The organism is Hyphomicrobium sp. ghe19, from assembly GCF_902712875.1.
Classification (GTDB): domain Bacteria; phylum Pseudomonadota; class Alphaproteobacteria; order Rhizobiales; family Hyphomicrobiaceae; genus Hyphomicrobium_B.
In genome coordinates this window covers 1,592,909-1,614,883 of the sequence record NZ_LR743509.1, presented here as the reverse complement: position 1 = coordinate 1,614,883, position 21,975 = coordinate 1,592,909, and the positions used below count along the sequence as shown (strand labels likewise).

Genomic DNA, 21,975 nt, shown 5'->3' with positions numbered 1-21,975 from the left:
GCAGCAGCTCAATGGTTGCAGAAACATCAAAGTGCCAAAAAACCTCGTGAAATCCGTCTATTGCGAGAGGTTTATGCGGCTCTTAACCGGATTGCGCGGGCGTCCCGGAAAACATCACGGCACTCGGCTCTTTCAACGAGCGCTCCTCGGACGGAGCGTTTGGAAGCGCGGCGCGCATGCCGTGCAATATCGGGACGACCGGCAACAAAATGGAACAGATCGGCTCCGCGATCCCCGCCGACCGCGCCCGGTTTTCGCGAGGCACGGGAATTGCTCCGGCACTGCCCTCAGGGACATGACAGCCGGATCAGAGATACGAAGTGCAACAGAAGAATACCGCCGCCCGCGCATTGGTGGATCTGCAATCCGAGCGCATCGCAGAACCGCCGAGCCCGCCCCTCGCACACGTTGGCGGCTGGCCGATCAACACGCCCGACATGGATACGGCGATTGCCGCGGTCATCAAGCGAGCGAAAGCGAGAGAAGCCTTCACCGTCTTCACTTTGAATCTCGATCATCTCGTGAAACTTCGCAGCAACGAACGATTTCGCCTGGCTTATCGCGAGGCGGACATCGTCACGGCCGACGGAGCGCCGGTCGCTTGGCTCGCGCGCATGCAAGACCGCAGCATCGTTCGCGCCACCGGCTCCGACATGCTCTTGCCGTTGCTCGATGCGGCCGCAGACACACATCTGCCCGTATTTCTTTTTGGTTCGACGGAAGATGTCCTGGCGAAGGCCGCGCACGAAATCGCCGACCATACCGACGGACTTCTGAAAATCGCAGGCATGCTATCTCCCTCTCGCGCATTCGATCCGGAGGGCGCGGAGGCTGACCGCGCTATCGAAGCCATTAGAAGGTCGGGAGCCCGCATCTGCATTGTCGCCCTCGGCGCGCCGAAGCAGGAAATCTTTTCCGCACGCGCCCGCGCCAAAGGATTGGCGTGCGGCATGGTCTGCGCAGGAGCGTCCCTCGACTTCCTTGCTGGCGCGCAAGTACGGGCGCCAAAACTGTTCCGCAAACTCGGCTTCGAATGGATCTGGAGGCTAGCGACGAACCCGCGCCGCCTTGCGAAGCGATACATCGAATGCGCAATCGTGCTCGCGGGCCTCGTCATCGCCGGACGGCGCCTTCCGCGGCAGAGATCCGGAGCGTGATCTGATCTAAATCAGTTCGGCGAAAGAGCTGGCAACGGCGGATGACGATTGTCCCCGCGCCGGTTTCGCGGCCGTACATACATGATGGTCGCCGCTGGACACTTGGCCTTCAGTTTGAGCGCGGCCACGAGGGCATCGTCACCGTCGATGAGGACATGCCCGAGCTTTCCTTCCGACTTGAAACCCACGGTGAACTGCATGCCCTTACCTCCTCTCGTCAGCTTGATTGTACCACGTTCCGAACTAGCTTCGCACTGCCGGTCTGAACAGGAAGCAAAGCATCGCACAACCGCTTGATTTTCTTCGGCAAGCGGCCCCTCCGCAATTGCAATCCGCCTGCTTTGCCGCTCTAAAAGCGCGGCTGTGCCGATTTCGCCGAACTGATCGATCTGGTTCGCGGCAAAATTCTTCTTCGGTCGAATGGGGCGATTGCCGACAGCGATGGGTTCGATTCGATGCTGTTGAAATCGATGTGCTCATAGTCGACGCCAAGAATGATGCTCTGCGTCAGTGTCCAATTCGGAATGAGTTGATATTCCGCGCACGTATCCCGTATGGCGTCAGTCAGGTTCATAACGGAACCAAAGAGAACCTAGCGCGTTGAGGCAGGTTCGTTATGTGGAAATCGGGAGAACAACCTTGGGTATCAAAAGCATCGCGCTGTCGGCGGTGGCTGCGTCGATAATTTCGGCGACATCTGCATCGGCAATCACAGTAGGTGCACCTGCACATGTCGCAGCTTCAACTGCGATCCAGCACGTCGACTACCGGAACGATCACGGAAACGTTCACGGCAAAAATTACGGGAAAAAGCCCTACTATCATAAGCGGCACCGCAAGGGTCCTCCCCATGGGTGGCATCGCTATAACAAGCGCCCTGGCGACTGGAGCCGTCGTGGTTGCATGGCGATCGGACCGGTCTGGTGGTGCCCGTGAGGGCTCGCTTCCAACGGTAAGCAGAGGAAGCAGAGAGCGATCTCTGCTTCTTTTTTTGTCCGATCGGCCCGCGTCACCGGAGATGCGGCAGGGCGCTTGCACACCACCCTCCCCGTCGAGTATCAAGCGCCTGCGCGACGTCAGACATCTCCTGACACGACGCAGCCAAAATGACGCGCCCGCCCGGGCGACGCCGTAACGTTGGCAAGCCGGCTTAGCACAGTGGTAGTGCACCTGATTTGTAATCAGGGGGTCGTAGGTTCAAATCCTACAGCCGGCACCAGTGATTTCAATAATTCAGGCTGCTCTCCGAAATTGCCGAAAATGGCTTTGAACCGACGAGTGCGATTTGCGTCGTCGTACGCTGAACGGCTGACGTTCGTTCTGTCGGGATTTTTTCCCGATTAACATCAGCCGTTTTCCTGCATCGGCTCGAAAGTAGCAATTCCGCAACACCTTCAATCGGAACAAGTTCTGCAGGGTGCCGGGAAGATTGACCTAATATGCTCAAGAACTTTTCCTGATACTGGGAACAAGAGTCGCGATTGCCGGGTCACTGCCGAGGCAATGGTCCAGTGATACGGCTCCTGGAGCAGGGGGTCGTTGATGTCAACGCGCATGGTCACCATGGCGCCAGCAGTGGCGCTCGCATGCGTGATGTTCGGATCATCCGCCGTTCTGGCTCAAGACACTGGCGGGGCAACGACGACCGCCAATCCTCCGAGCAGCCAGACGCCCCCCGCACAAGCGCCATCGGCCGGATCACCGGCTTCGCAATCGACAACGCCAGGACAAGCCGCCGCTCCGGGCACGACGTTGCCGGATGTGGAAGTGATTCAGCAACAACCCAAAGCCCAACCCAAGCCCGTCAAGCAGGCCGCCAAACCAAAGAGCGAGCCGACCACGCCACTGCCTCCGCCAAGCCCAGCCGCGATCGAAGCGGCTGAGCCATCTCAGATAAAGATGTCCCCTGTCGTGGGAAGCGAAATTCCTCTCGAAAAAGTTCCGAACGGCGTCGCCAGCACGACGGCAGCGGATATTCAACGCACTGGCGCGGTGACCGCTCAGGACGTTTTGCAAGCACGCGTGCCTGGCGTGATCGTCAGCGACCTGCAGGGCAATGAGTTTCAAACCGATGTGCAATATCGTGGATTTTCATCCTCGCCTGTCAACGGTGTGCCGCAAGGCTTAGCCGTCTATCAAAACGGCGTCCGCATCAACGAGGCGTTCGGCGACATCGTCAATTGGGATTTCCTGCCATCGAACGCCGTTTCCAGCATGACGGTGATGGGCAGCAACCCGGTGTTCGGATTGAACGCCATCGGCGGTGCGATCAGCGTCGACATGCGAGACGGCTTCAATTTCCAGGGCGCGGAATTCGACGTTCGCGGCGGTTCGTTCGGGCGCATCCAAGGCTCGGGAGCGGCCGGCGCGCAAAGCGGCAACTGGGCCATGTTCATTGCGGCCGAGGACATCAATGACAACGGCTGGCGCCAATTTTCACCCGCCGAAGTTCACCGCATGTACGCCGACCTCGGATTCAAGAATCGTGAGGCCGAGTTCCATGTCAATTTCACTGGCGCCGATAACTTCGTTGGCGCTGTAACAGCTGCGCCCGTTGAATTGCTCGATGAGGGCTGGAATCGCGTCTATACCAATCCGCAGACCACCCAGAACGACATGGAGATGGTCTCGATCAATGGGTCCGTGAAGGCAACGAATACGCTCACGTTCTCCGGCGTCGCCGTATTACCGCCATTTCCAGCAGGCCCATACCGACGGCAATATTTTGGAGTTGGAGGCGTGCGGCAACGTTCTTTGTCTTGATGGCGAACCGTTGACCTCCACAAGCGGTCCGGTGCCTTCGTCCGTCGGCGGCGGCGCTCCGTTGGGATCGCTGGATCGGACATCTCAAAATGCCGACAGTTTCGGCGGGTCGCTGCAGGCTGTCGAAAAAGCAAAGCTTTTCGACCACAACAACCAGTTCCTGATCGGCGGCAGCATCGATCACGGTCATGTCGCTTACGGGGCAAGGAGTAGCCTTGGCGCATTCGGACCGGACTTCACCATCTCGCCTCTTGGCATCGACTTGACGGGGCCGGATGATATCTCGCCACGCAGTCTGACGACGACCAACGATTATTACGGCGTCTATTTCACCGATACCTTTGACGTCACTGATCGGCTCAGCCTGACTGTCGGCGGACGCTATAATTTCGCAAGAGTGACTTTGGAAGACAAAACCGGCGACGATCCGTTCTTGAACGGGTCGCATACGTATCAGCGCTTCAACCCAATGGGCGGCCTAACCTACCAGCTGTCAAAAGGGCTGACCTTTTACACGAGCTACGCCGAGGCTAACCGCGCACCGACGCCGGCAGAACTTGCTTGCGCCGACCCTGACAATCCATGCCTCATCGAGAGCTTCCTTACCGGCGATCCTCCGCTGAAACAGGTGGTGTCGCGTACGGGCGAAGTCGGATTCCGCGGCGAAACGTCAAACGCGCTGAGGACCGACAAGATCGACTGGAGCTTCGGACTCTTCAGAACGCTCAATCAAGACGATATCATTAGCGTTGCCTCCCCGACGTCCGGACGTGGCTTCTTCCAAAATGCCGGCGACACGCTGCGTCAAGGCATTGAAGCTTCGATCAGCTACCAGACGCAGCGACTGTTCCTCTATGCAAACTATGCGTTCATCGATCCGACATTTCAGTCGTCGCTGGAACTCGCGTCGCCGAACAACCCATCACCCGACGTTGTGCCCTGCTCCGGCGATGCGACCGAGAACTGCATCAATGTGCGTCCGGGCGACAGGCTCCCTGGCGTACCTCGCCACCGCTTCAAAGCGGGGTTTGATTATTGGCTGACGCCGAAATGGAAATTCGGTTCGGACCTCGTCGCGGCAAGCGATCAGGTCTTCTTCGGTGACGAGTCGAACCTGAACAAACCACTGGCAGGATATGCGCAGGTCAACCTTCACACGTCATATGACATCACCAATCACATCCAGATTTATGGGTTGATCAACAATCTCTTCGACCACCACTACGGAACTTTCGGAAACTATTTCGACACGGAGGAAGGCTCCGAAGCCTCTCTCGGCACGATCGATTTCACCGACGCACGAACCATCGTCCCCGCAATGCCATTCGCGGCTTACGGCGGCATGAAGCTCAAGTTTTAGGGTCGCGTCCAGAATTCCGATGAAGGTGATGCGTGGCCAACGCAGGAGTTAATCAGCGTGCGACGCATCATCACCACAACCTCGCTTGTCGCAAATGCTACACGAAAATGTCGTTTGATGTGGCGTGAGGGGGGATGGTTCGGCGCGAGAATATTTAGTGTTTAATTGATTTAAAGGTAGCCCATTCAATGTCTCTCCCAACCACCTCCGTAATTATCGTGTCTACGCCTGGCTGCGTTCCCCACATCAGAAACGCGCTTCTCGATAACGGAGCCACAGCCCACGTCTTCAACACCTATGCCGCTGCATTGACGCTGCTGCGACGGAAGAAAATTGATACCGTTGTGATTGAGTTCGCTCGCGACACAGCCACCGTCGATTTCTGCGAAGCCGTACGGTCTCTAAATGTACCGTTGGTCTACGCTTCGCCGCCCGCGAACTGAGACATCAAGGTCGGCCACCCGATAGTGGCCGGCTTAAATCTCGGAGCCTCGGATGATAACCGGAGCAAAGACGCCGGTTACTCGGCGAGCTCCGCGCTATCGAGCAACCTCGCTGCTTCGTGTATGTTTCTCAATTGAGAAGCCGTTGGTCCACTTTAACAGCAGAAGGATCGAACCCGGCAAAGTTATCCACAGAAGTTGACAGTTTGTCAGTTGAACGTGACAGCACGAGGCATTACAGCAATCAGCATACTGTATTAATATTTCGGCACGTGTCTATATTGCAGACAGGGGGTATCTTTTTAGATATCCCCTTTTGGCTGATCTGAAAGCTCCAGACAAACCAACCGCCCCGCTGGTAGGTTTCCTATTCTAGATACTTCACGGCCAAGCCCGTCCCACTCACGCTGCCCCAGTCCCACAGCCCCATTGGTGCGTCATCGTACTTGACGTTGATTACGGCATCGGCGCCCAAGGCCAACGCCTGTTTTTGCATTTCCCAGCGAACATTGTTTGAGTCTGCGTAGGCGTATTGTGGATGGCCCTTCTTGATCGAAACGGCGAGCGCTTTGATGACCTTGTATTTCCGCGATGGGCTGCCCTCGACAATCTGAATTTTATCAGCCGCGGTTTGACCGATCGAAGCCAGACCGGCGCATCCCGCGGAAAGAAAAACAACCAGTCCAGTCGCGGCTAAACCAGCAGCCAACGTGCGTCGCATCATTCCCCCCCCAAATTCTCCGGGAAAGAATTAGCACGAGGATAAGGCGGCCGGAATTGACGCCGCCTCCGGATGATCCGCCACCTCACGGATTGATCGCACTTGTGACACGGCAAACACAAATTCCGCCGCAAACGGAACCAACAGCCGCCTGCGAGCGAGGCCGGAGTGCAGGCCCAACCCGCTGTCTTCAGACAGAATTCAACCGTGCAGTTGATCAATCACGATCGTCTCGACGATCGCTTCTGTTACGTGGATCGTCGTTGGGATCCAAATATTCCAGACCCAGCGGACCGACGGCCGTTACCTGAGTGACGTATTCACCGGATTTTGCCCAATGAAAGTGAGATGTGTCACCGGGTAGAACAACGACGCTGCCAGGCGGATAGGCTTGCAACTTGTCGTCGTCGAATTGGTCACCGAGGCCTATGTAAAAAATACCCGAGATGACCGTGTAGACTCGGTCCTCCGGATGCCGATGCGGCATCAGCTTTATGCCGGATGGGACCTTCACCCTTATCACGTACGGCGCTGCCTCCGCAGGCTGCCCAACGACGACAGCAAGCCGGACCGATAACGGAAACGCCGCGAAAGGCTTCCAGTCGATATCTTCAGGCAGCGTCGCTTTGAATTCGCTCTGTCCTGGCTGGTGGGTCCGGCCCATTGCAGCCTCCGGCGTTTGCTACTGTTCTCGCACGATCGCTCTTCACACAAGAAAGACTCGCGGTGATAAAGATAATCTAAAAGCGGGCTTTCTCTATTGATGCAAACATTGGAGCGCGCTCCGCGTGCCCCACTGCCGTCTCGGATCGCCAAGTGTCAACGTGAGGATCAACGAGCCTGACCGAAATAGCCTTGGGGTTGGTCGACCATGGACGAGCACCTTTACGGAGATTTTCCCCGGAACAGCTCGAACTCTCGCCGGACCTATCGGCATCCCTCAACGCCTGGGCGGATGCCTCCACTTCGTCATTGAACGGTAATGATCCCTATGGTCGGATGAGCAGCATCGAACCCATCAGGCCGAGGCGCGGCCTCTCGCTCTTCGCATCGCGAGGGAGCGACCCGATCTCAAGGTCTACGTGGCAGACAGCGCAGGCGATTTTGTCGAGGTCCAATCCAATCCCTAGGAAGAGTCTGAGCGATGCCGCGCCACTCAGCCTGCTCATCATCCTGCGTCTCTGCTTATTTTACCCAGAAGCGCGAGTGTCTTTCGGTCGGGCCCGTTGCAGAACGTATAGAGCGCACGCGCGTAGATACTCTCGTGACTCGTCACCGACGCGAACAGCGTCATCGACGAATGGAACTTTAGATTGTCGGGCGTGCCCAGAATATCGATCAGAGATTTGTCTCTGTGATCGAGCATGAGGGCCGTCACCTGAGCAAGGCGCGGCCCGAGGACCGGATGGCCAATGTAGGCCAAAGCTTCCTCATAACTTCCAATGCCGAATTTCTCCGACATAGCGCTTGAGCCGAGCCCGCGCAGCTGCGGAAAAACGTACCACATCCAGTGCGACTGCTTTTTGCCGGCTGCGAGCTCCCTGACCGCACGCGCGAAACTGTCCGCTTGAGCATTGACGAACCGTTCGAGGTCGAAGGGATCGGCGCGAGTCTCCATTTACGGTCCCCAACGAAAGCATGGCAAACAGCAGCTCGAGGATTCCTCCAATCGGCTCTATAATGACAATATTATCGGAGATCTGCAAAAGCTCGCATTTTTCTACATCAACCCCGCACGCGACGATCATCCACGCGCGAAACATAAGTAGACGGCCGACCTTGCTTCCGGCGTCAGCCGCCTGCCCGTGTTAACGCCCGAACCTTCGCAATGTTCGTCCGATGAACAGCCTCATAAGGTTCGAAATAGCTGATCGCACCATCCGCCAATGGCTCGGCGAGAAAAGCTTTGAGAGGCAGCACCGCGAGATGGTCGTCCTCCCCGGCCGCGATCAGACGTTCGACATAAATGCGCGTCGCGTCGATCAAACCAGCATCGTAGCCCGCCCCAAGAATACGTTCGGGCGCACCGTGGTTCGGAAGAATGCGCGAGAAATCCCAAGTCGCCAGCTCTGCTAGCCCATCAAGATGCTGCACCAGACGGTCAGGCTCGTCGACATACGTGACCGTATCTTCGAGCGTGTCCCCGGCGAGCAATGTCCCGTCTCCTGGCAAGCACATCGCGACGCCGTCACGGCTGTGAATATCGAGCGGCCGCAATTCGATTCCGACATCGCCGCAGCTCAAATCAAATCCGCCGGAGAACGTCGTCGTCGGCAGAACGAGCGGTGATATTCCCGGCAACCCATCGAGCGTTCCGTCCTCGATCGCTTTCTTCTTATCGATCAGCAAACGCGCGGTTTCCTCGCACGCGATAATTTCACAGTCATCAAAAACTGCGTTGCCCGCGACGTGATCCAGATGCCAATGGCTCAGCACAACTCGGATATCGCGAACACCGCGAGCTTCGAGCTCCTGCCTGATGGCCCGTGCATGCGCGAGAGAAAGATGCGTATCGTAAACAACCGCCGACGCGCCATCGACAACCGCATAGCTGCAAATGCCAAGCGCGTAACCGCCGTCATCGAGCCAATTCGGCTCAGACGAATGGTAGCGCCTGCCCGGCACGCGGCCATCATAGAAGGCAACCAGATTCTTGCCGAGTTGCAGTACCCTCAGCGTCTCAGGCACTGTCTCCATCGGTCCCTCTCCATCATGCAACAGCGAGTTACCTATGCGCAGAACGCTCACTTTTTCCGCTTCAAATGCGTATTCAAGAACGACCGGAGCTCTCCAATCGCGACGATCGGGTCGAAATCCTTCAGTATCATCGCACGCGCACAAACGCCGTCGAGAAAAGTCGAGATGAAGCTCGCCGTCTCTTCGACATCGACATTGCGGAAATCGCCCCGCGCAATGCCCGCGGCAAGCGCCGCCTTCAACACATCCCTTTCGTCAAGATAGAACCGCCTTATCGCCTCGTCGATTCGCACGTTGCGTTTCGATATCTTGGCATAGTCGATAGCGATCTTGATGAGATTCGATATCGTTCTGTACTCCTTCACGTGAATATCGAGCCACCCGTAGATGATGTCGCGAGGACGCTCCAAGCCTTCCCGCGACAAGCGAAACTGCTCGAACGCCCTTTCCACGGCAAGAGTTACGGCACGGCGGAACAGCTCTTCCTTGCTTCCGAAATAATAATAGATCAGCGCGGGATTGAAGCCGGTCGCATCTGCGATGTCCTTCGTCGTGACCAATGAAAACCCGCGATCGGCAAAAAGATCGAGCGCAACCGCGCAGATCTTCTTCTCCGCATCGGGTGAAGCAACATCGAATCTCGGACGTCCTGCGCGAACAACGCGCTGTTGGCTCGGCGCTTTTGACGCCGGTTTCCGACGTTTCCGCGCGGTAGCCGGCGAACTGCTTTCAGTGCTCAACGTCGAGTCTCCCTCGATCTCAATTATTCCGACGTTCCTATCAAACTCAAACGCCCGGTGTCAGCCCTGCCTCAAGAATGTGCGCGCTGGTGCAAAGATTGTTCGAAAATGCTGCACTTTACACGGCACAAACACTTGCCCCCGGATATTAATCCCACGTTTAATTAGGGAAGCTCAAGCGCAACTTTGGCAGCAGACAAACCAATTGCCCGTGAGCCCCGATTGATGAGCGTTTCAACGACACGGACAATTTGGATGGATGCTTCGCCTCTGAAACTTGAAGCCCAGCCGGCAACCAAGGTTGCAAGCGAACGCTCCAGAGCAAAGCGTCAGTGGTCTCTGCGCGGCACACTGACGAGCCGCCAATATGCGCTTTACGCTTTCCTCGGCGTTGCCACGCCGATCCTTTTATGGGCATTCGTCAACGAAGCCGGCATCGTGCCGAAAATGTTCATGCCGGGGCCGCTCGACGTTCTCAAGCGCTTCTGGTCGTGGATCGCGAATGAAGGATTCGCCGGCGATCTCACGATCAGTGTCCAACGCGTTTCGCTCGGCTTTCTCGCATCTCTCCTTGTCGCGCTTCCGCTCGGGCTCGTTGCCGGCACGTTCAAACCGGCCGAAGCGTTCCTCGAACCGGCCATGGATTTCATCCGGTACATGCCGGCCGTCGCATTCGTTCCACTGATGATGCTGTGGTGCGGCGTCGGCGAGAATTCGAAAATCGCAATCATCTTCGTCGGCACCTTCTTCCAAATGGTGCTGATGTTTGCCGATGACGTTCGCAAAGTGCCGATGCAGCAGATAGAGGCGGCCCAGACGATGGGCGGCACGCGGCGGGAAATTCTGTACAAGGTCATCTTGCCCTCCGCCGCACCGGCACTTCTGACGACCTGCCGCATCACCCTTGGATGGGCGTGGACGTATCTGGTGGTCGCCGAAATCGTCGCCGCCAACTCCGGCCTCGGCTACGCGGTGCTCAAGGCCCAACGCTTTCTGCAAACGGACAAGATCTTTGCAGGCCTGATCGTCATCGGCTTTCTCGGCCTGATCCAGGATCAGCTTCTCCGCGCCCTCCACCACGCTCTCTTCCCTTACCTGCGGAGGCAATAGGCGAATGACCAACGCCATCGAGATCAAGCACGTCTTCAAAAGCTTCGACGGAAAGCGAGGCCGCAACCTCGTCCTCGACGACGTGAGCCTGTCGATAGCAGCCGGAACGTTCGTCACGATCGTCGGCGCGTCGGGCTGCGGAAAATCAACGCTCCTGAGGATCGTTGCGGGCCTCGAGTCCGCCGATGACGGCATCGTTCTCGTCGGCGGCAAAGAGATTGACGGCCCGGGCGTCGATCGCGCCATGGTGTTTCAGGACTACAGCCTCTTCCCGTGGCTGACGGTTGAACAGAATGTCCTTTTCAGCCGCCGTCTCGGCGCCAATAAATACGACAATCTCGCGCTCGAGCGCGACGCTGAAGAAAAGCGCGCGGCGTCGCTCATCTCGCTCGTCGGCCTATCCGCATCCCAGGATCTTTATCCCTCGCAACTTTCGGGCGGCATGCGTCAGCGCATCGCGATCGCGCGCGCGCTCATGTCGAAGCCGTCGATCATACTGATGGACGAACCGTTCGGTGCGCTCGATGCGCAGACCCGCGAGGTCATGCAGGATCTCGTACTGGACGTCGTCGAGCAGGAGGGCACGACGATCATGTTCGTGACCCACGACGTCGAGGAAGCTCTCTATCTCGGCACGCAAGTGGTGCTCATGTCACCGCATCCCGGCCGGATCGACACGATCTATGACGTGCCGCTGCCGGACAAGCGCGACGCGGACATGCGCGTCGACCCCAAGTTTCTCAAGCTCAAGCGGACCGTGATGGACCGGATCCGCGAGACGGTTGGCCTGTCGCTCGACAGGTCTGCATCGCGAAGCGTGGAAGCCGGTGCATGACGCCCGGCGGCCTTAACGGAGGAGTATCAGAGACCATGCGTAGGCTTTTGTCACGGCTACGGACTGTTGGAATAGGCAGCGCATTGGCGTTGGCCGGAATGGCGTCCATGCACGCGAGTTCGGCCCGCGCCGAAGAGGTCAACCTCGCGACGGTCGCTTGGATCGGCTATGCGCCATTCTACGTCGCCGCCGAAAAGAACATGTTCGAGAAATACGGCATCAAAGTCGCTCTCAAGGACTTCGCCGACCCCGCACTCATTCCGGCCGCGCTTCAGAGCGGCGGCATTCAAGGCGCGATGTACACCTACGATCAGGTGATCAATCTCGTCGCCAACGGCAACGCCTATCGCGTCGTGATGCCGATCGACTATTCCAACGGCGCCGATGCAATCCTCGCCGAGAAGTCGATCAAGTCGTTGGCCGACCTCAAGGGTAAGAAAGTCGCCTACCCATTTGCAACGTGCGACAACCTTCTCGTCGCTTATGCCTTGCAGCAGGCGGGCTTGACCGAAGCCGATGTCGAAGGCCTCGACACGACACCCGAAAGCGTTGCCGCGGCCTTGATCGGCGGCGCGGTTGCGGGAGCGACCTACGAACCCAACGTCAGCAAAATTTTGAAGCTCGACGCCAACGGCGGCTATCACGCGCTCTACACGTCGGCGTCCGCTCCCGGTCTGATCACCGACGTCCTCTACTTCTCGGCCGACTACATCGACAAAAATCCGAAGACCGTCGATGCCGTGATCAAGGGCTACATCGACGGAATGGCGTTTCTCAAGGAGCATCCCGACGAAGCCTACGCGATCGTTGCGAAATACTTCTCGACATCGGTCGATGACGTGAAGGAACAGGCGAAGGGCGCTTATAATATTCCGGTCGCCGAGATGGCCGGATACTTCGCTCCGCGCGACGATGCAAAATCGCTCTTCACGTCGGGCAAGTTGATCGCTGACGTGCTCATCAAGCGCAACCAGATCAAGGCGGCGCCGAAGGTCGAGGACACCTTCGACGCGAAATTCGTCAGCGCCCTCGTCGCCGCGAAATAACGAACGATCAAACGAACGAACCGGCGCGACTTACGTATGGCCATCGGCTTTGCCGCGCCGGCTCGACACGCCCCTCAAAGCCAAAACGAACATCGGAGACGATAAGAAAATGGACGCCGTCGTCAACAAAGGGCGCACGCCGCTTGAAGATCAGCTCGTATCGAAAGGCGTGAAATATCTGCTCGCCAGCTACGTCGACATGCATGGCGTGTCGAAGGGCAAGGCTGTGCCGGTATCGCACCTCGACCGGATGCTCGGCGGATCGGAGCTATGCACGGGCGCCGCTCTCGAAGGCATCCCGCAGGATGTGAGCGACGAAGAAGTGGCAGCCCACCCCGACGCCGCCTCGTGCACCGTCCTTCCCTGGAAGGACGACATTGCCTGGTTCGCAAGCGACCTCTGGTGCCGGGGCCAACCCTTCGAAGCGTGCAGCCGCAATATCCTGAAGCGCGCGCTCGCAAAAGCCGACGCCATGGGATACGGCATGAACCTCGGCATGGAAGCCGAATTCTTTGTGCTGAAAGACGACCCAGCGCTCGGGTTCAAGCCGCTATCGGATCGCAAGCATCTCGAAAAGCCCGCCTACGACGTCACGCGCACGCTCGACAACATGGATTGGATCGGCGAACTCGTCGACGCCATGAACGGCCTCGGCTGGGACGTCTACAGCTTCGACCACGAAGACGGCATCGGACAGTTCGAAATCGACTTCCGCTATTTCGATGCGCTCTCGATGGCGGACAAGTTCGTGTTCTTCCGTCTCATGGCCCACGAGATCGCCCGCAAGCACGGCGGCTTCGCAACCTTCATGCCGAAGCCCTACGCGGACCGCGCAGGCAGCGGCGCGCATTTCAACATGTCGCTCTCGGATAAGAAGACGGGCAAGAACCTGTTCGCAGATCCGGCCGATCCGCGCGGCTGCGGCCTTTCCAAGCTCGGCTATCAGTTCCTCGCCGGCGTCATGAAACATCTCCCCGCGATCTGCGCCGTCGTTGCGCCGACCGTGAACAGCTACAAGCGCCTCGTCTTGAAGGGTTCGATGTCGGGCTTCACATGGGCGCCGGTTTGGGCCTGCTACGGCAACAACAACCGCACCAACACGCTGCGCATTCCGCAGGGCGGCGGCCGCGTCGAGTTGCGGGCCGCAGACAGCGCCTGCAATCCCTATCTCGGTGCCGCGCTCGTCCTCGCTGCGGGTCTGGAAGGCATCACGAACGAAATGGATCCGGGCGATCCGCACACCGAAAACATGTATCTCAAGAGCGAAGCCGAACTCAAAGCGATGGGCATCCATCATCTCCCGCGCACGCTCGACGAAGCGGTCTCCGCCTTCGACGCCGATCCATTGAGCGAAGCCGTGTTCGGCGCCGCGATGAAGAAGACGTGGGTCGACTACAAGCGTGACGAGTGGCTGAGCTACCTCAATCACGTCTCCGACTGGGAACGCGCCCGCTACCTGAAGTTCTACTGAAGGCGCGCCGATGAATTGGGCGGAAAGAACCTGGACCGAATTGCCGGGCGACTTGGCGAATGCCAGCCACGCGGCAATTCTACCCGTAGGCGCGACCGAGCAGCACGGACCGCATCTCGGCACAGGCATGGACTACGTTTTGGCGGACCGTCTCTGCCAGAAAGTTGCAGAGCGGACGAGCGTTCCGATGCTCCCCGTTCTGCCCTACGGTTGCTCCATCGGTCATAGCCGCCGCTGGCCCGGTACGATCGCCCTTCAGCCGATAACGCTGATCAATATCGTGAAGGAGATCGGCGACTGGGCCTATCACAGCGGCGTGCTGCGGCTCTTCATCGTCAACAGTCACGTGACGAACGCCGCGCCGCTCAGATGCGCTCTGGAAATGCTTCGAGCCGAGCACGACGATATGATGATCGCGCTCATCAACACGGCGACGATCAGCGACCGGGTGCGCGCCGCGCATTTTGCTGACGGTGACGACTGGCACGCGAACGCCGCCGAGACGTCGCTCATGCTCGCGGCGGCTCCCGAAATCGCGAGGCCCGATTTGATCGCAAGCTCGGATGATCCAGATCGCACAGACGGCCTCGTCTTTTCACACCCGGTGAACAGAACGAGTCTCAACGGCGTCACGGGAAAACCGAGCCTCGCGAACGTCGAACAGGGACGCGAGCTTTTCACCTGGATGGTCGAAGACCTTGCCGCGATCATAGAGCGAGGCAAATCCGAGCGGCCGCCGATTGACGCGTCTTATTTCGGCTGTCCGGCCAGGAGTTGATCGGACGAATTGATCGCCCGGCTTGATTGGCCGAGAGTGGCGACATGGGCACCCCCCGCCGCCACATACCTCCTCGCTTCTGAAGGGGCGTGCGCCGCTTTCTCCGCCATGCTAGCCTCGCGTGGGCGGCCGAGTTCTCTCTCAGATGATGACAACATCAGGCGCCTGAATGGGCCGGATTGCTTCGAAAGAACAAAGCCGCTGGCTCGTCCTTTCGAAACCAGGAGGGTGGTATGCCGAACTTTGGAATTCCTCGCCGGGTCGCGTCGGATTTCAAGGCCGAATCCGTGTCCGTCAACTGGAGACGCGGCCTGTTTCGAGTCTGGATGCTGATCTCGGCAGGCTGGATCATGGGATGGACGATCTACCTTATACTCGAAGGCGTCCAAGGCAGCCTGAGCACGAGGGGCGATTTCATCGAAGTCCCGATATTGCTCTTCGCCCCGCCGATTGCGCTTTGGCTATTCGGCTTGGCCGCCGCCTGGGCGATCCGCGGATTCGAAGTCGAGAGATAAAAACCGCGGCGCCCAATCCACGACGTCGCAGCGACGAACGAATTAGGAAATCTGGCCGGCGCCAGCCGGCGCGATCACGTGGCGTCGGATTGCGCGCGTGCGTGGTCGGGCGAACCTTTCGTCTTCCAGAACCGGTGAGCGCGCGCTTCCTCGTTGTCGCTCTTTGTGAGCGTCAAATGCTCTGCGAGTGCTTTCGAATCCTTGATGACGTCTTCCCAGGTCAGGTCGGCAGCCTGCAACATTTCCGAAGCCTTCAACGCCGCCGACGACCGCTCGCCTTCATTGGGAGAGGCGAGCATTGCGCAGAGTTTCATGAAGCGGGAAACGTCGAGAGCAACGGGACGCCGCTCGGCCGAACCGACGGATTGACTGCGACGACGCCACTTGGCCATGTCACCCTCTGAAAGCCGCGCCTCAAGTCTCAGGCGTACCCAAAGTCTTGTACTCTGCGTTTCGCGAGCTTGGTAGTCACTTGCGCGACGCCCCGCGAAACAGCTGAGGTTCTCATACGCCTTTGAATTTGTGAAAGAATGTTGGCGATGTTGGAGCGGGTGATGGGAATCGAACCCACGTATTCAGCTTGGAAGGCTGCTGCTCTACCATTGAGCTACACCCGCGCCGCGGCGAATTCCGGGTTTTGTAGCGAATTTTTTCTGATCCGCAACGGCCTTTGACGAGGGCCACGATGTTGACCACACCTTGACCGACCGCCCTCTACCATCAGGGCCACGGCAAAACGCTGTCATAACGGACAAGATTCAGCCTCCGGCTTGCACAATAGCACGCGACCCGTGTTGATTGTGTCGCGCCCCCCATGCAAAAAAGGCGGCAAAAAAAGAAGCGACGAACTGCCGTATAATTTTGGGGGAACAACGATGACAGTAACGAGCCCGGCGGATGCGTCCGCTCCCGGTTTGCTTGATCGAGAACGTATCGTCGCGAAGGCCGGCTTCAATCGCTGGCTCGTCCCGCCAGCGGCTCTGGCCATCCATCTCTGCATCGGCATGGCCTACGGCTTCTCGGTTTTTTGGAAGCCGCTGCAATCAGCGCTCCTCGGCGCCGACGGCAAACCTCTCCCGGAATGCTCCGCCGGTGCAGTCACCTTCAGCGAGAAGGCGGCAGGCACGCTCAAAGCCCTCTCCGCCACCGACTGCAATTGGAGCCAGTTCGATCTCGGCTGGATGTTCACATTCTTCTTCGTCCTGCTCGGCGTCTCCGCCGCTATCTGGGGCGGGTGGCTTGAACGGGCGGGCCCGCGCAAAGCAGGCGTCGTCGCGGCAATCTGCTGGTGCGGCGGTCTCGTCATTTCCGCCTTCGGCGTCCACCAGCATCAGCTGTGGCTGATGTGGCTCGGCGCCGGCGTCATCGGCGGCGTCGGCCTCGGACTGGGTTACATCTCGCCGGTATCGACGCTGATCAAATGGTTCCCCGACCGTCGCGGCATGGCAACTGGCCTCGCCATCATGGGCTTCGGCGGCGGCGCAATGATCGGCTCGCCGCTCGCCACGCTTCTCATGAGCCACTTCAAGACGGCAAGCGATCCCGGCGTCTGGCAGACGTTCCTCGTCATGGCCGCCATCTATGCCGTGTTCATGCTCATCGGAGCGTTTGCCTATCGCCTGCCGCCGGCCGGATGGAAGCCGGAAGGCTGGGCCCCGCCGGCGTCGACGAACGCAATGATCACGTCAAACCAGGTCCATCTCGCCAACGCGCACAAGACGCCCCAGTTCTGGCTTTTGTGGCTGGTGCTCTGCCTCAACGTTTCGGCCGGTATCGGCATCATCGGGGCCGCGTCTCCCATGTTGCAGGAAACCTTCGGCGGCGCCTTGATCGGTCACCCCGAACTTGCATTCGCCGATGTCAAAAAGGACGCCGCTCTCGCAGCTCAAGCTGCGGGCGTCGCGGCCGGATTCGTCGGCCTCATCTCGCTCTTCAACATCTTCGGGCGAATTGCGTGGGCTTCTTCGTCGGACGCGCTCGGCCGGAAGCAGACTTACTTCATCTTCTTCGTGCTCGGAGCGGCCCTCTACGCGCTCGCGACGCAAGCGGCCGAATGGAAGTCGCTGGCGCTCTTCGTCGCCTGCTTCTGCATCATTGCGTCGATGTACGGCGGCGGCTTTGCGACGATACCTGCCTACCTCGCTGACATGTTCGGCACTCAGTTCGTCGGCGCCATACACGGCCGTCTCCTCACCGCGTGGTCGACAGCCGGCATCGTGGGTCCCGTGATCGTCAACTACCTGCACGACACCCGGCAAGCTGAGGGCATTCCTGCCGATCAGATCTATGGACCCATATTCTACGTGCTGGCCGGGCTGTTGGTCGTTGGCTTCATCGCCAACCTGCTCGTGCGTCCGGTTAATGCGAAATGGAACATGACGGACGCCGAGATCGCCGAAGAACGCGCCAAACTGCATGAGAAGGGCGGCGCCAAAGCCTCCGGCTCGTTCGGCATCGGCAAGGGCGGCATCGATGCGAAGGCCGTGCCGTTCTGGCTCCTCGTCCTGATCCCGCTCGGCTGGGGAATCTGGATCACGGTGCAGAAAACCGTCGCACTATTTGGCTAGAAGCTTAGTTGGCGCGTGCGGCCTGCTCACCGAAGGCAGGTTGCATGCGCCATCAAAGTTGATTGGTTCGAGCGCCCGCCACGTAGCCGCGCCAGGCAGCCGACTCCGCGCAACGGAATCGCCGGCGCCAAACGTCGAAAACGCCAAAAATCTGATTAGCTCAGAAGCCGCCACAAAGCCGCGCCGGCGGCCGGCTCGCGGAACGCGAGTCGCCGGCGCCAAACATCAGTGCGTCCAGTTCGTCGTCCGGCCGTAGCGGAAGTTATCGGCGTAGGCCTTGCGGATCGGCTTGCGCGGCTTCGGCTCCGTCAACGTGTAGGCAAGCCCGGCGCGCGTCGCATACGCAATCGCCTCTTCCTTGGTGTCGAACTCGAGCCGTACCTGCGATTGCATATCGCGAGAACTCGTCCAGCCCATCAGCGGATCAATATCGCGCGGGCTCGCCGGTCCGAACTCGAGCACCCACTCCTTAGTGCGCGCTTCTCCCGACTGCATGGCAGTCTTGGCGGGCTTGAAGATCCGTGCCGTCATGGTGGCTCCGCATGGAAATCGACGATTGACCGGGGCAACCTCAAACGAACACGTGAGAAAGGCCCAGACTGCCGCTTGCCTGCCGAACCCACCTTGGAAGGTCGACGGCTGGCAAACGTCAGATGTGCCATTTAGCATTTTGAATTGAGGTTTTCGACCCCAATTTCGGACGACGACATCCTGCCGCTCCAGGGCCCCCGGACCGGAAAAAAGCCGTCTCGGCTGAGGATCTCAGATGCCCGCTTATTTGATCTGGTTCTTTTCCTCAGTGGTGATCGACTGACTAGGACCCGTCTGCGAAGAATCCGGCAGCACATCAGGAGACGCCGAATTGTTCATCTGGTTCTTTTCCTGTTGTGGAATCGACTGACTGGGCCCTGTCTGCGATGAATCCGGCAGCACATCAGGAGCCGCCGAATTATTCATCTGGTTCTTCTCCTGCTGCTCAACGGACTGCGCGTACACCGGTGAGACGCCAAGCAGTGCAACGGCGACCAACATCGCCAACACCCTATGCTTGCTGATGATCGTCATGAAATGTGCCTCCAAAAATCAATTATCTTCATGGATTCCGCGACATCAAAAACGAGCATCCCTTTGAACGCTCAAAGCGATCCGGTCGACATTTTGTCAGGATCGAACCACCGTTCTACCGGCCGGCCGTTGACGGAAGCTCTCGAAAACTCCGACAAGACGTCTCGAACTGGATGATTTACTCCGCACTCGGCATAGGCCGGCCGGCTGGTCCCGCGTCGAGGGAATCGAGACGGCGCAATATTGCGCCCGCACCTACGCTCGTGGTTGCAGAATGCTCGCGTTCGACGAGCGAAGCTGGTGCAGGCGAAGCAAAGCCTGTCTAAAGCTAATCCGACGCTGGCCGGCTGCCACTCAATTGGCGAGCCCAACCGCGGCGCGCACGGGGGACCAATGGAACTGACTTATGCTCAAAACATGGAGGATTATCATCTTTGGCAGGCGCTAGGGCGCAAGACTTCGGGATTCTATATCGACATCGGCGCAGGACACCCTGTCGCGGACAGCGTTTCGTTCTGGTTTTATGAGCGCGGATGGCGAGGCATCTGCGTTGAGCCTCAGCCGCATCTTGCTGCCCTCTATGGTCAGATCCGCCCCCGGGACGCCATACTGGAGGCCCTCGTTGGCGACCACAGCGGCGAAATGGATTTCTACGTCGTGAACCGGCTACACGCCCTCTCCACTACGGTAAAATCTCACGCAGAAGCTGCAGCAAAATTTGGCGCGAGCCATCGCACGGTGTCGATGCCGGTCGTAACTCTGGCCCAGTTATGCGAGCGCTACGGCGTTACAGAGATCGACTTCCTCAAGATCGACGTTGAAGGCGCCGAGGCCAACGTTCTGGCCGGCAATGATTGGAACCGCTTTCGTCCCAAGGTGATCGTAGCCGAGGCGGTGTCGCCCGCAAATGGCGCACCTTCCTGGCTCGAATGGGAGCCCAAACTCCTGGCGCAAGGTTACGTGTTCACCCTTTTCGACACTCTAAATCGCTTCTACGTCGCGCAAGAGGCAAAGGACGCGCTCGCAGCCGCCCCCCGCGAGCGAGCTCAATGGGATGCCGTGCCACACCTCTATCAAGTGGGCCGCGCTCCTGAGTATGCCGGCCATCCCGACAACGACCTGGCCAGCGAGCTGACCCACGGATTTTGGGCCAGTCTACCTTCGATCGATAAGCGTCACCTTGCGTCGCTGCTCGCCCGCGGCCGTGGGATCACAGATCCGGTCGAGGTTGGTCAACTCGTCATCGACCTTGAAACAGATCTGATGCGTGCCGCTCTCGGGCGCATCGCCTGCGGATACGATGGTGGTCAGCTCTGGCCGATAACTTCCGACGAAAAAAGCTCCCGCATAGCCAAGTTGCAGTCGTCGGTCACGGCGCGGCTACGTTCAGCGCGCATTCGTTTGGCAGCGAAGAAGCGGCACCTCACGCAAGAAGCATGATCCATGTGAAGCACCGCGGAAATCATGACATGAAATGTGATCTCCGCCCGCTTTCGCACGTGTCGCGCCCCGGATTCATTCCGCCACCCCAATAAATTCGGTATTTGCCGGCGGCCAATAGCGCCCATTGAAGCATTGATTCAAAGAGAATGAGTATTTCTCGAACCCAATTTCGCCATTCCTCAATCGAATTGTGCAATTGGGGAAATCGAAGGACGGGATTGGCGCACCTTATTTATTGGATTCGCCGTTTGGAATAATTGCGCCGACTGCCGACTCATATTGACCCTCGGCGCCTTCACGACGCCGTCCCGCGCCGCGTACGAGACCGGAAGAAAGCACGATGGCGACTACAATTATCGGATTGATCGTCGTGTTGCTGTACCCCCTCGTCTTGTCGGCCATTGCCTGGATTATTTTCAGAGCCGCAATCACCGGCAGAGACGGCATTTCTGAAGTCGTTGAAGCCTTGATCCATACAAATGGGCTCGGGGAACGCGCAAAGCGCGCCACAGGCTTCTCCCAGAATACAAACGGCGAAAGGCCACTCAATGAAAAAACCGCGTCGCGGCAATGACGGTCACCCAAGAAATGCTGAAATTCAAGACAAATCGGGCGACCGCGAAATCTCAGAGGGTGAGAAGCCGCTCAAAGCGCCGCCCTCATTGCGAATGGCATGTCTCGCACTGCTTGTTGCAGAGCTGACAGTCGCCGGCGCATCGGCCGCCCACGCCCGTCGCTTTGAATTCGACCAGCGCCGAACCGAGGTTCGCTTCGCTTATAAAATGGCTTACGCGACACACCGCGGCCGCTTCACCAAGGTTAGCGGTACGCTCGACTTTGACGAAGCCGCTCCAGGAAAGAGCAAGGTCAACGCCTCGATCTCCGCTGCGAGCCTCACGACCGGCGAAGACTTCATCGACAACGAGTTGAGAGGGGCGGATTTTTTCAACGTCGAGCGCTCGCCCGTCATCGCCTTCAAGAGCGTCGGCGTCCGAACAGGCTCCCAAACCGCCGCAGAGGTTTTGGGCGAGATCACGGTCAACGGCATCACCAAGCCGGTAACACTCCAAGTCAGCATCGAGTCACACGACGATCCCGCACTGAAGTACGACGCCGGCGCACGCAGATTTATCGCCAAGACACGCATTCAACGCAGCGCATTCAACATGACGAACTACCAAGCGATGGTCGACGATGACGTCGACATCGAGATCGACGCCATCGTCCGGCCGAGATAAGACGGCAGACGTTCCGGCCCCAGTTC

Annotated in this window: 23 protein-coding genes and 2 tRNA genes; 15 read left to right on the top strand and 10 right to left on the bottom strand. The window is 58.6% G+C overall.

All coding sequences use genetic code 11. From position 1 onward, the window contains the following. The first annotated feature begins 320 nt into the window (after positions 1 to 320). Positions 321 to 1,157, top strand: coding sequence for a WecB/TagA/CpsF family glycosyltransferase (locus tag AACL53_RS07710; protein ID WP_339083908.1), 837 nt, complete (start codon positions 321 to 323; stop codon positions 1,155 to 1,157). A gap of 11 nt (positions 1,158 to 1,168) precedes the next feature. Here the strand turns inward: AACL53_RS07710 and AACL53_RS07705 are convergent, their stop codons facing one another. Beyond that, positions 1,169 to 1,357 (bottom strand): hypothetical protein, encoded by a 189-nt coding sequence (locus tag AACL53_RS07705; protein WP_339083907.1) that lies wholly within the window; start codon positions 1,355 to 1,357, stop codon positions 1,169 to 1,171. A 439-nt stretch (positions 1,358 to 1,796) separates the two neighbouring features. Here AACL53_RS07705 and AACL53_RS07700 point away from each other — a divergent pair, with 439 nt between their 5' ends. From AACL53_RS07700 to AACL53_RS07685, 4 genes are all read left to right on the top strand, one after another. Further along, the gene (locus tag AACL53_RS07700) at positions 1,797 to 2,093 is read left to right on the top strand and encodes a hypothetical protein (RefSeq protein WP_339083906.1); all 297 of its coding nucleotides are present in this window, start codon (positions 1,797 to 1,799) and stop codon (positions 2,091 to 2,093) included. Positions 2,094 to 2,301: 208 nt separating this feature from the next. Continuing rightward, positions 2,302 to 2,376: transfer RNA gene (locus tag AACL53_RS07695), tRNA-Thr, on the top strand. Positions 2,377 to 2,699: 323 nt separating this feature from the next. Then, entirely contained in the window at positions 2,700 to 3,920 is a 1,221-nt protein-coding gene (locus tag AACL53_RS07690; RefSeq protein WP_339083905.1) for a TonB-dependent receptor plug domain-containing protein, read from the top strand. A gap of 10 nt (positions 3,921 to 3,930) precedes the next feature. Further along, complete coding sequence (locus AACL53_RS07685) at positions 3,931 to 5,280, top strand: TonB-dependent receptor (RefSeq protein WP_339083904.1); 1,350 nt, start codon at positions 3,931 to 3,933, stop codon at positions 5,278 to 5,280. Between the two features lie 810 nt (positions 5,281 to 6,090). On the opposite strand, the gene AACL53_RS07680 is transcribed toward AACL53_RS07685, so the two are convergent. The 5 genes from AACL53_RS07680 to AACL53_RS07660 all read right to left on the bottom strand — a co-directional run bounded on the left by AACL53_RS07680 (position 6,091) and on the right by AACL53_RS07660 (position 9,881). Next, positions 6,091 to 6,447, bottom strand: coding sequence for a heavy metal-binding domain-containing protein (locus AACL53_RS07680; RefSeq protein WP_339083903.1), 357 nt, complete (start codon positions 6,445 to 6,447; stop codon positions 6,091 to 6,093). A gap of 214 nt (positions 6,448 to 6,661) precedes the next feature. Continuing rightward, on the bottom strand, positions 6,662 to 7,108 hold the full coding sequence (locus AACL53_RS07675) for a cupin domain-containing protein (RefSeq protein WP_339083902.1): 447 nt from the start codon (positions 7,106 to 7,108) through the stop codon (positions 6,662 to 6,664). A gap of 504 nt (positions 7,109 to 7,612) precedes the next feature. Beyond that, on the bottom strand, positions 7,613 to 8,062 hold the full coding sequence (locus tag AACL53_RS07670; protein ID WP_339083901.1) for a DUF1810 domain-containing protein: 450 nt from the start codon (positions 8,060 to 8,062) through the stop codon (positions 7,613 to 7,615). 173 nt (positions 8,063 to 8,235) lie between these two features. After that, positions 8,236 to 9,141 (bottom strand): MBL fold metallo-hydrolase, encoded by a 906-nt coding sequence (locus tag AACL53_RS07665; RefSeq protein ID WP_339083900.1) that lies wholly within the window; start codon positions 9,139 to 9,141, stop codon positions 8,236 to 8,238. 47 nt (positions 9,142 to 9,188) lie between these two features. Continuing rightward, positions 9,189 to 9,881, bottom strand: a complete 693-nt coding sequence (locus AACL53_RS07660) for a TetR/AcrR family transcriptional regulator (RefSeq protein WP_339083899.1) — start codon at positions 9,879 to 9,881, stop codon at positions 9,189 to 9,191. 225 nt (positions 9,882 to 10,106) lie between these two features. Between AACL53_RS07660 and AACL53_RS07655 the strand changes: the two genes are divergently transcribed. The 6 genes from AACL53_RS07655 to AACL53_RS07630 all read left to right on the top strand — a co-directional run bounded on the left by AACL53_RS07655 (position 10,107) and on the right by AACL53_RS07630 (position 15,636). Further along, positions 10,107 to 10,991 (top strand): ABC transporter permease, encoded by an 885-nt coding sequence (locus AACL53_RS07655; RefSeq protein ID WP_339083898.1) that lies wholly within the window; start codon positions 10,107 to 10,109, stop codon positions 10,989 to 10,991. Positions 10,992 to 10,995: 4 nt separating this feature from the next. Then, positions 10,996 to 11,826, top strand: coding sequence for an ABC transporter ATP-binding protein (locus tag AACL53_RS07650; protein ID WP_339083897.1), 831 nt, complete (start codon positions 10,996 to 10,998; stop codon positions 11,824 to 11,826). A gap of 35 nt (positions 11,827 to 11,861) precedes the next feature. Beyond that, a complete protein-coding gene (locus AACL53_RS07645) occupies positions 11,862 to 12,872 on the top strand; it encodes an ABC transporter substrate-binding protein (RefSeq protein ID WP_339083896.1) in 1,011 nt (336 codons plus the stop codon). 109 nt (positions 12,873 to 12,981) lie between these two features. Further along, the gene (glnT, locus tag AACL53_RS07640) at positions 12,982 to 14,343 is read left to right on the top strand and encodes a type III glutamate--ammonia ligase (RefSeq protein ID WP_339083895.1); all 1,362 of its coding nucleotides are present in this window, start codon (positions 12,982 to 12,984) and stop codon (positions 14,341 to 14,343) included. Positions 14,344 to 14,353: 10 nt separating this feature from the next. After that, complete coding sequence (locus AACL53_RS07635) at positions 14,354 to 15,121, top strand: creatininase family protein (protein ID WP_339083894.1); 768 nt, start codon at positions 14,354 to 14,356, stop codon at positions 15,119 to 15,121. A gap of 233 nt (positions 15,122 to 15,354) precedes the next feature. After that, entirely contained in the window at positions 15,355 to 15,636 is a 282-nt protein-coding gene (locus tag AACL53_RS07630) for a hypothetical protein (protein ID WP_092869337.1), read from the top strand. Between the two features lie 74 nt (positions 15,637 to 15,710). Here AACL53_RS07630 and AACL53_RS07625 read toward each other — a convergent pair whose 3' ends face one another. Both AACL53_RS07625 and AACL53_RS07620 read right to left on the bottom strand, forming a co-directional pair. Beyond that, positions 15,711 to 16,028, bottom strand: coding sequence for a hypothetical protein (locus AACL53_RS07625; RefSeq protein WP_339083893.1), 318 nt, complete (start codon positions 16,026 to 16,028; stop codon positions 15,711 to 15,713). Between the two features lie 151 nt (positions 16,029 to 16,179). Next, a tRNA-Gly gene (locus AACL53_RS07620) sits at positions 16,180 to 16,253 on the bottom strand. Positions 16,254 to 16,511: 258 nt separating this feature from the next. On the opposite strand from AACL53_RS07620, the gene AACL53_RS07615 reads away from it, so the two are divergent. Continuing rightward, positions 16,512 to 18,203 (top strand): OFA family MFS transporter, encoded by a 1,692-nt coding sequence (locus AACL53_RS07615; protein WP_339083892.1) that lies wholly within the window; start codon positions 16,512 to 16,514, stop codon positions 18,201 to 18,203. A 225-nt stretch (positions 18,204 to 18,428) separates the two neighbouring features. On the opposite strand, the gene AACL53_RS07610 is transcribed toward AACL53_RS07615, so the two are convergent. Both AACL53_RS07610 and AACL53_RS07605 read right to left on the bottom strand, forming a co-directional pair. Then, on the bottom strand, positions 18,429 to 18,734 hold the full coding sequence (locus AACL53_RS07610) for an ETC complex I subunit (RefSeq protein WP_339083891.1): 306 nt from the start codon (positions 18,732 to 18,734) through the stop codon (positions 18,429 to 18,431). Positions 18,735 to 18,977: 243 nt separating this feature from the next. Next, positions 18,978 to 19,268 carry a hypothetical protein gene (locus tag AACL53_RS07605; RefSeq protein WP_339083890.1) on the bottom strand — a complete coding sequence of 97 codons (291 nt, stop codon included), beginning with the start codon at positions 19,266 to 19,268 and terminating at the stop codon, positions 18,978 to 18,980. 393 nt (positions 19,269 to 19,661) lie between these two features. Between AACL53_RS07605 and AACL53_RS07600 the strand changes: the two genes are divergently transcribed. The 3 genes from AACL53_RS07600 to AACL53_RS07590 all read left to right on the top strand — a co-directional run bounded on the left by AACL53_RS07600 (position 19,662) and on the right by AACL53_RS07590 (position 21,949). Further along, entirely contained in the window at positions 19,662 to 20,708 is a 1,047-nt protein-coding gene (locus AACL53_RS07600) for an FkbM family methyltransferase (RefSeq protein WP_339083889.1), read from the top strand. A gap of 343 nt (positions 20,709 to 21,051) precedes the next feature. Further along, complete coding sequence (locus AACL53_RS07595; RefSeq protein ID WP_339083888.1) at positions 21,052 to 21,285, top strand: hypothetical protein; 234 nt, start codon at positions 21,052 to 21,054, stop codon at positions 21,283 to 21,285. Continuing rightward, positions 21,260 to 21,949, top strand: coding sequence for a YceI family protein (locus AACL53_RS07590; protein WP_339083887.1), 690 nt, complete (start codon positions 21,260 to 21,262; stop codon positions 21,947 to 21,949). The genes AACL53_RS07595 and AACL53_RS07590 overlap by 26 nt, the downstream gene beginning before the upstream one ends. Positions 21,950 to 21,975 lie beyond the last annotated feature (26 nt).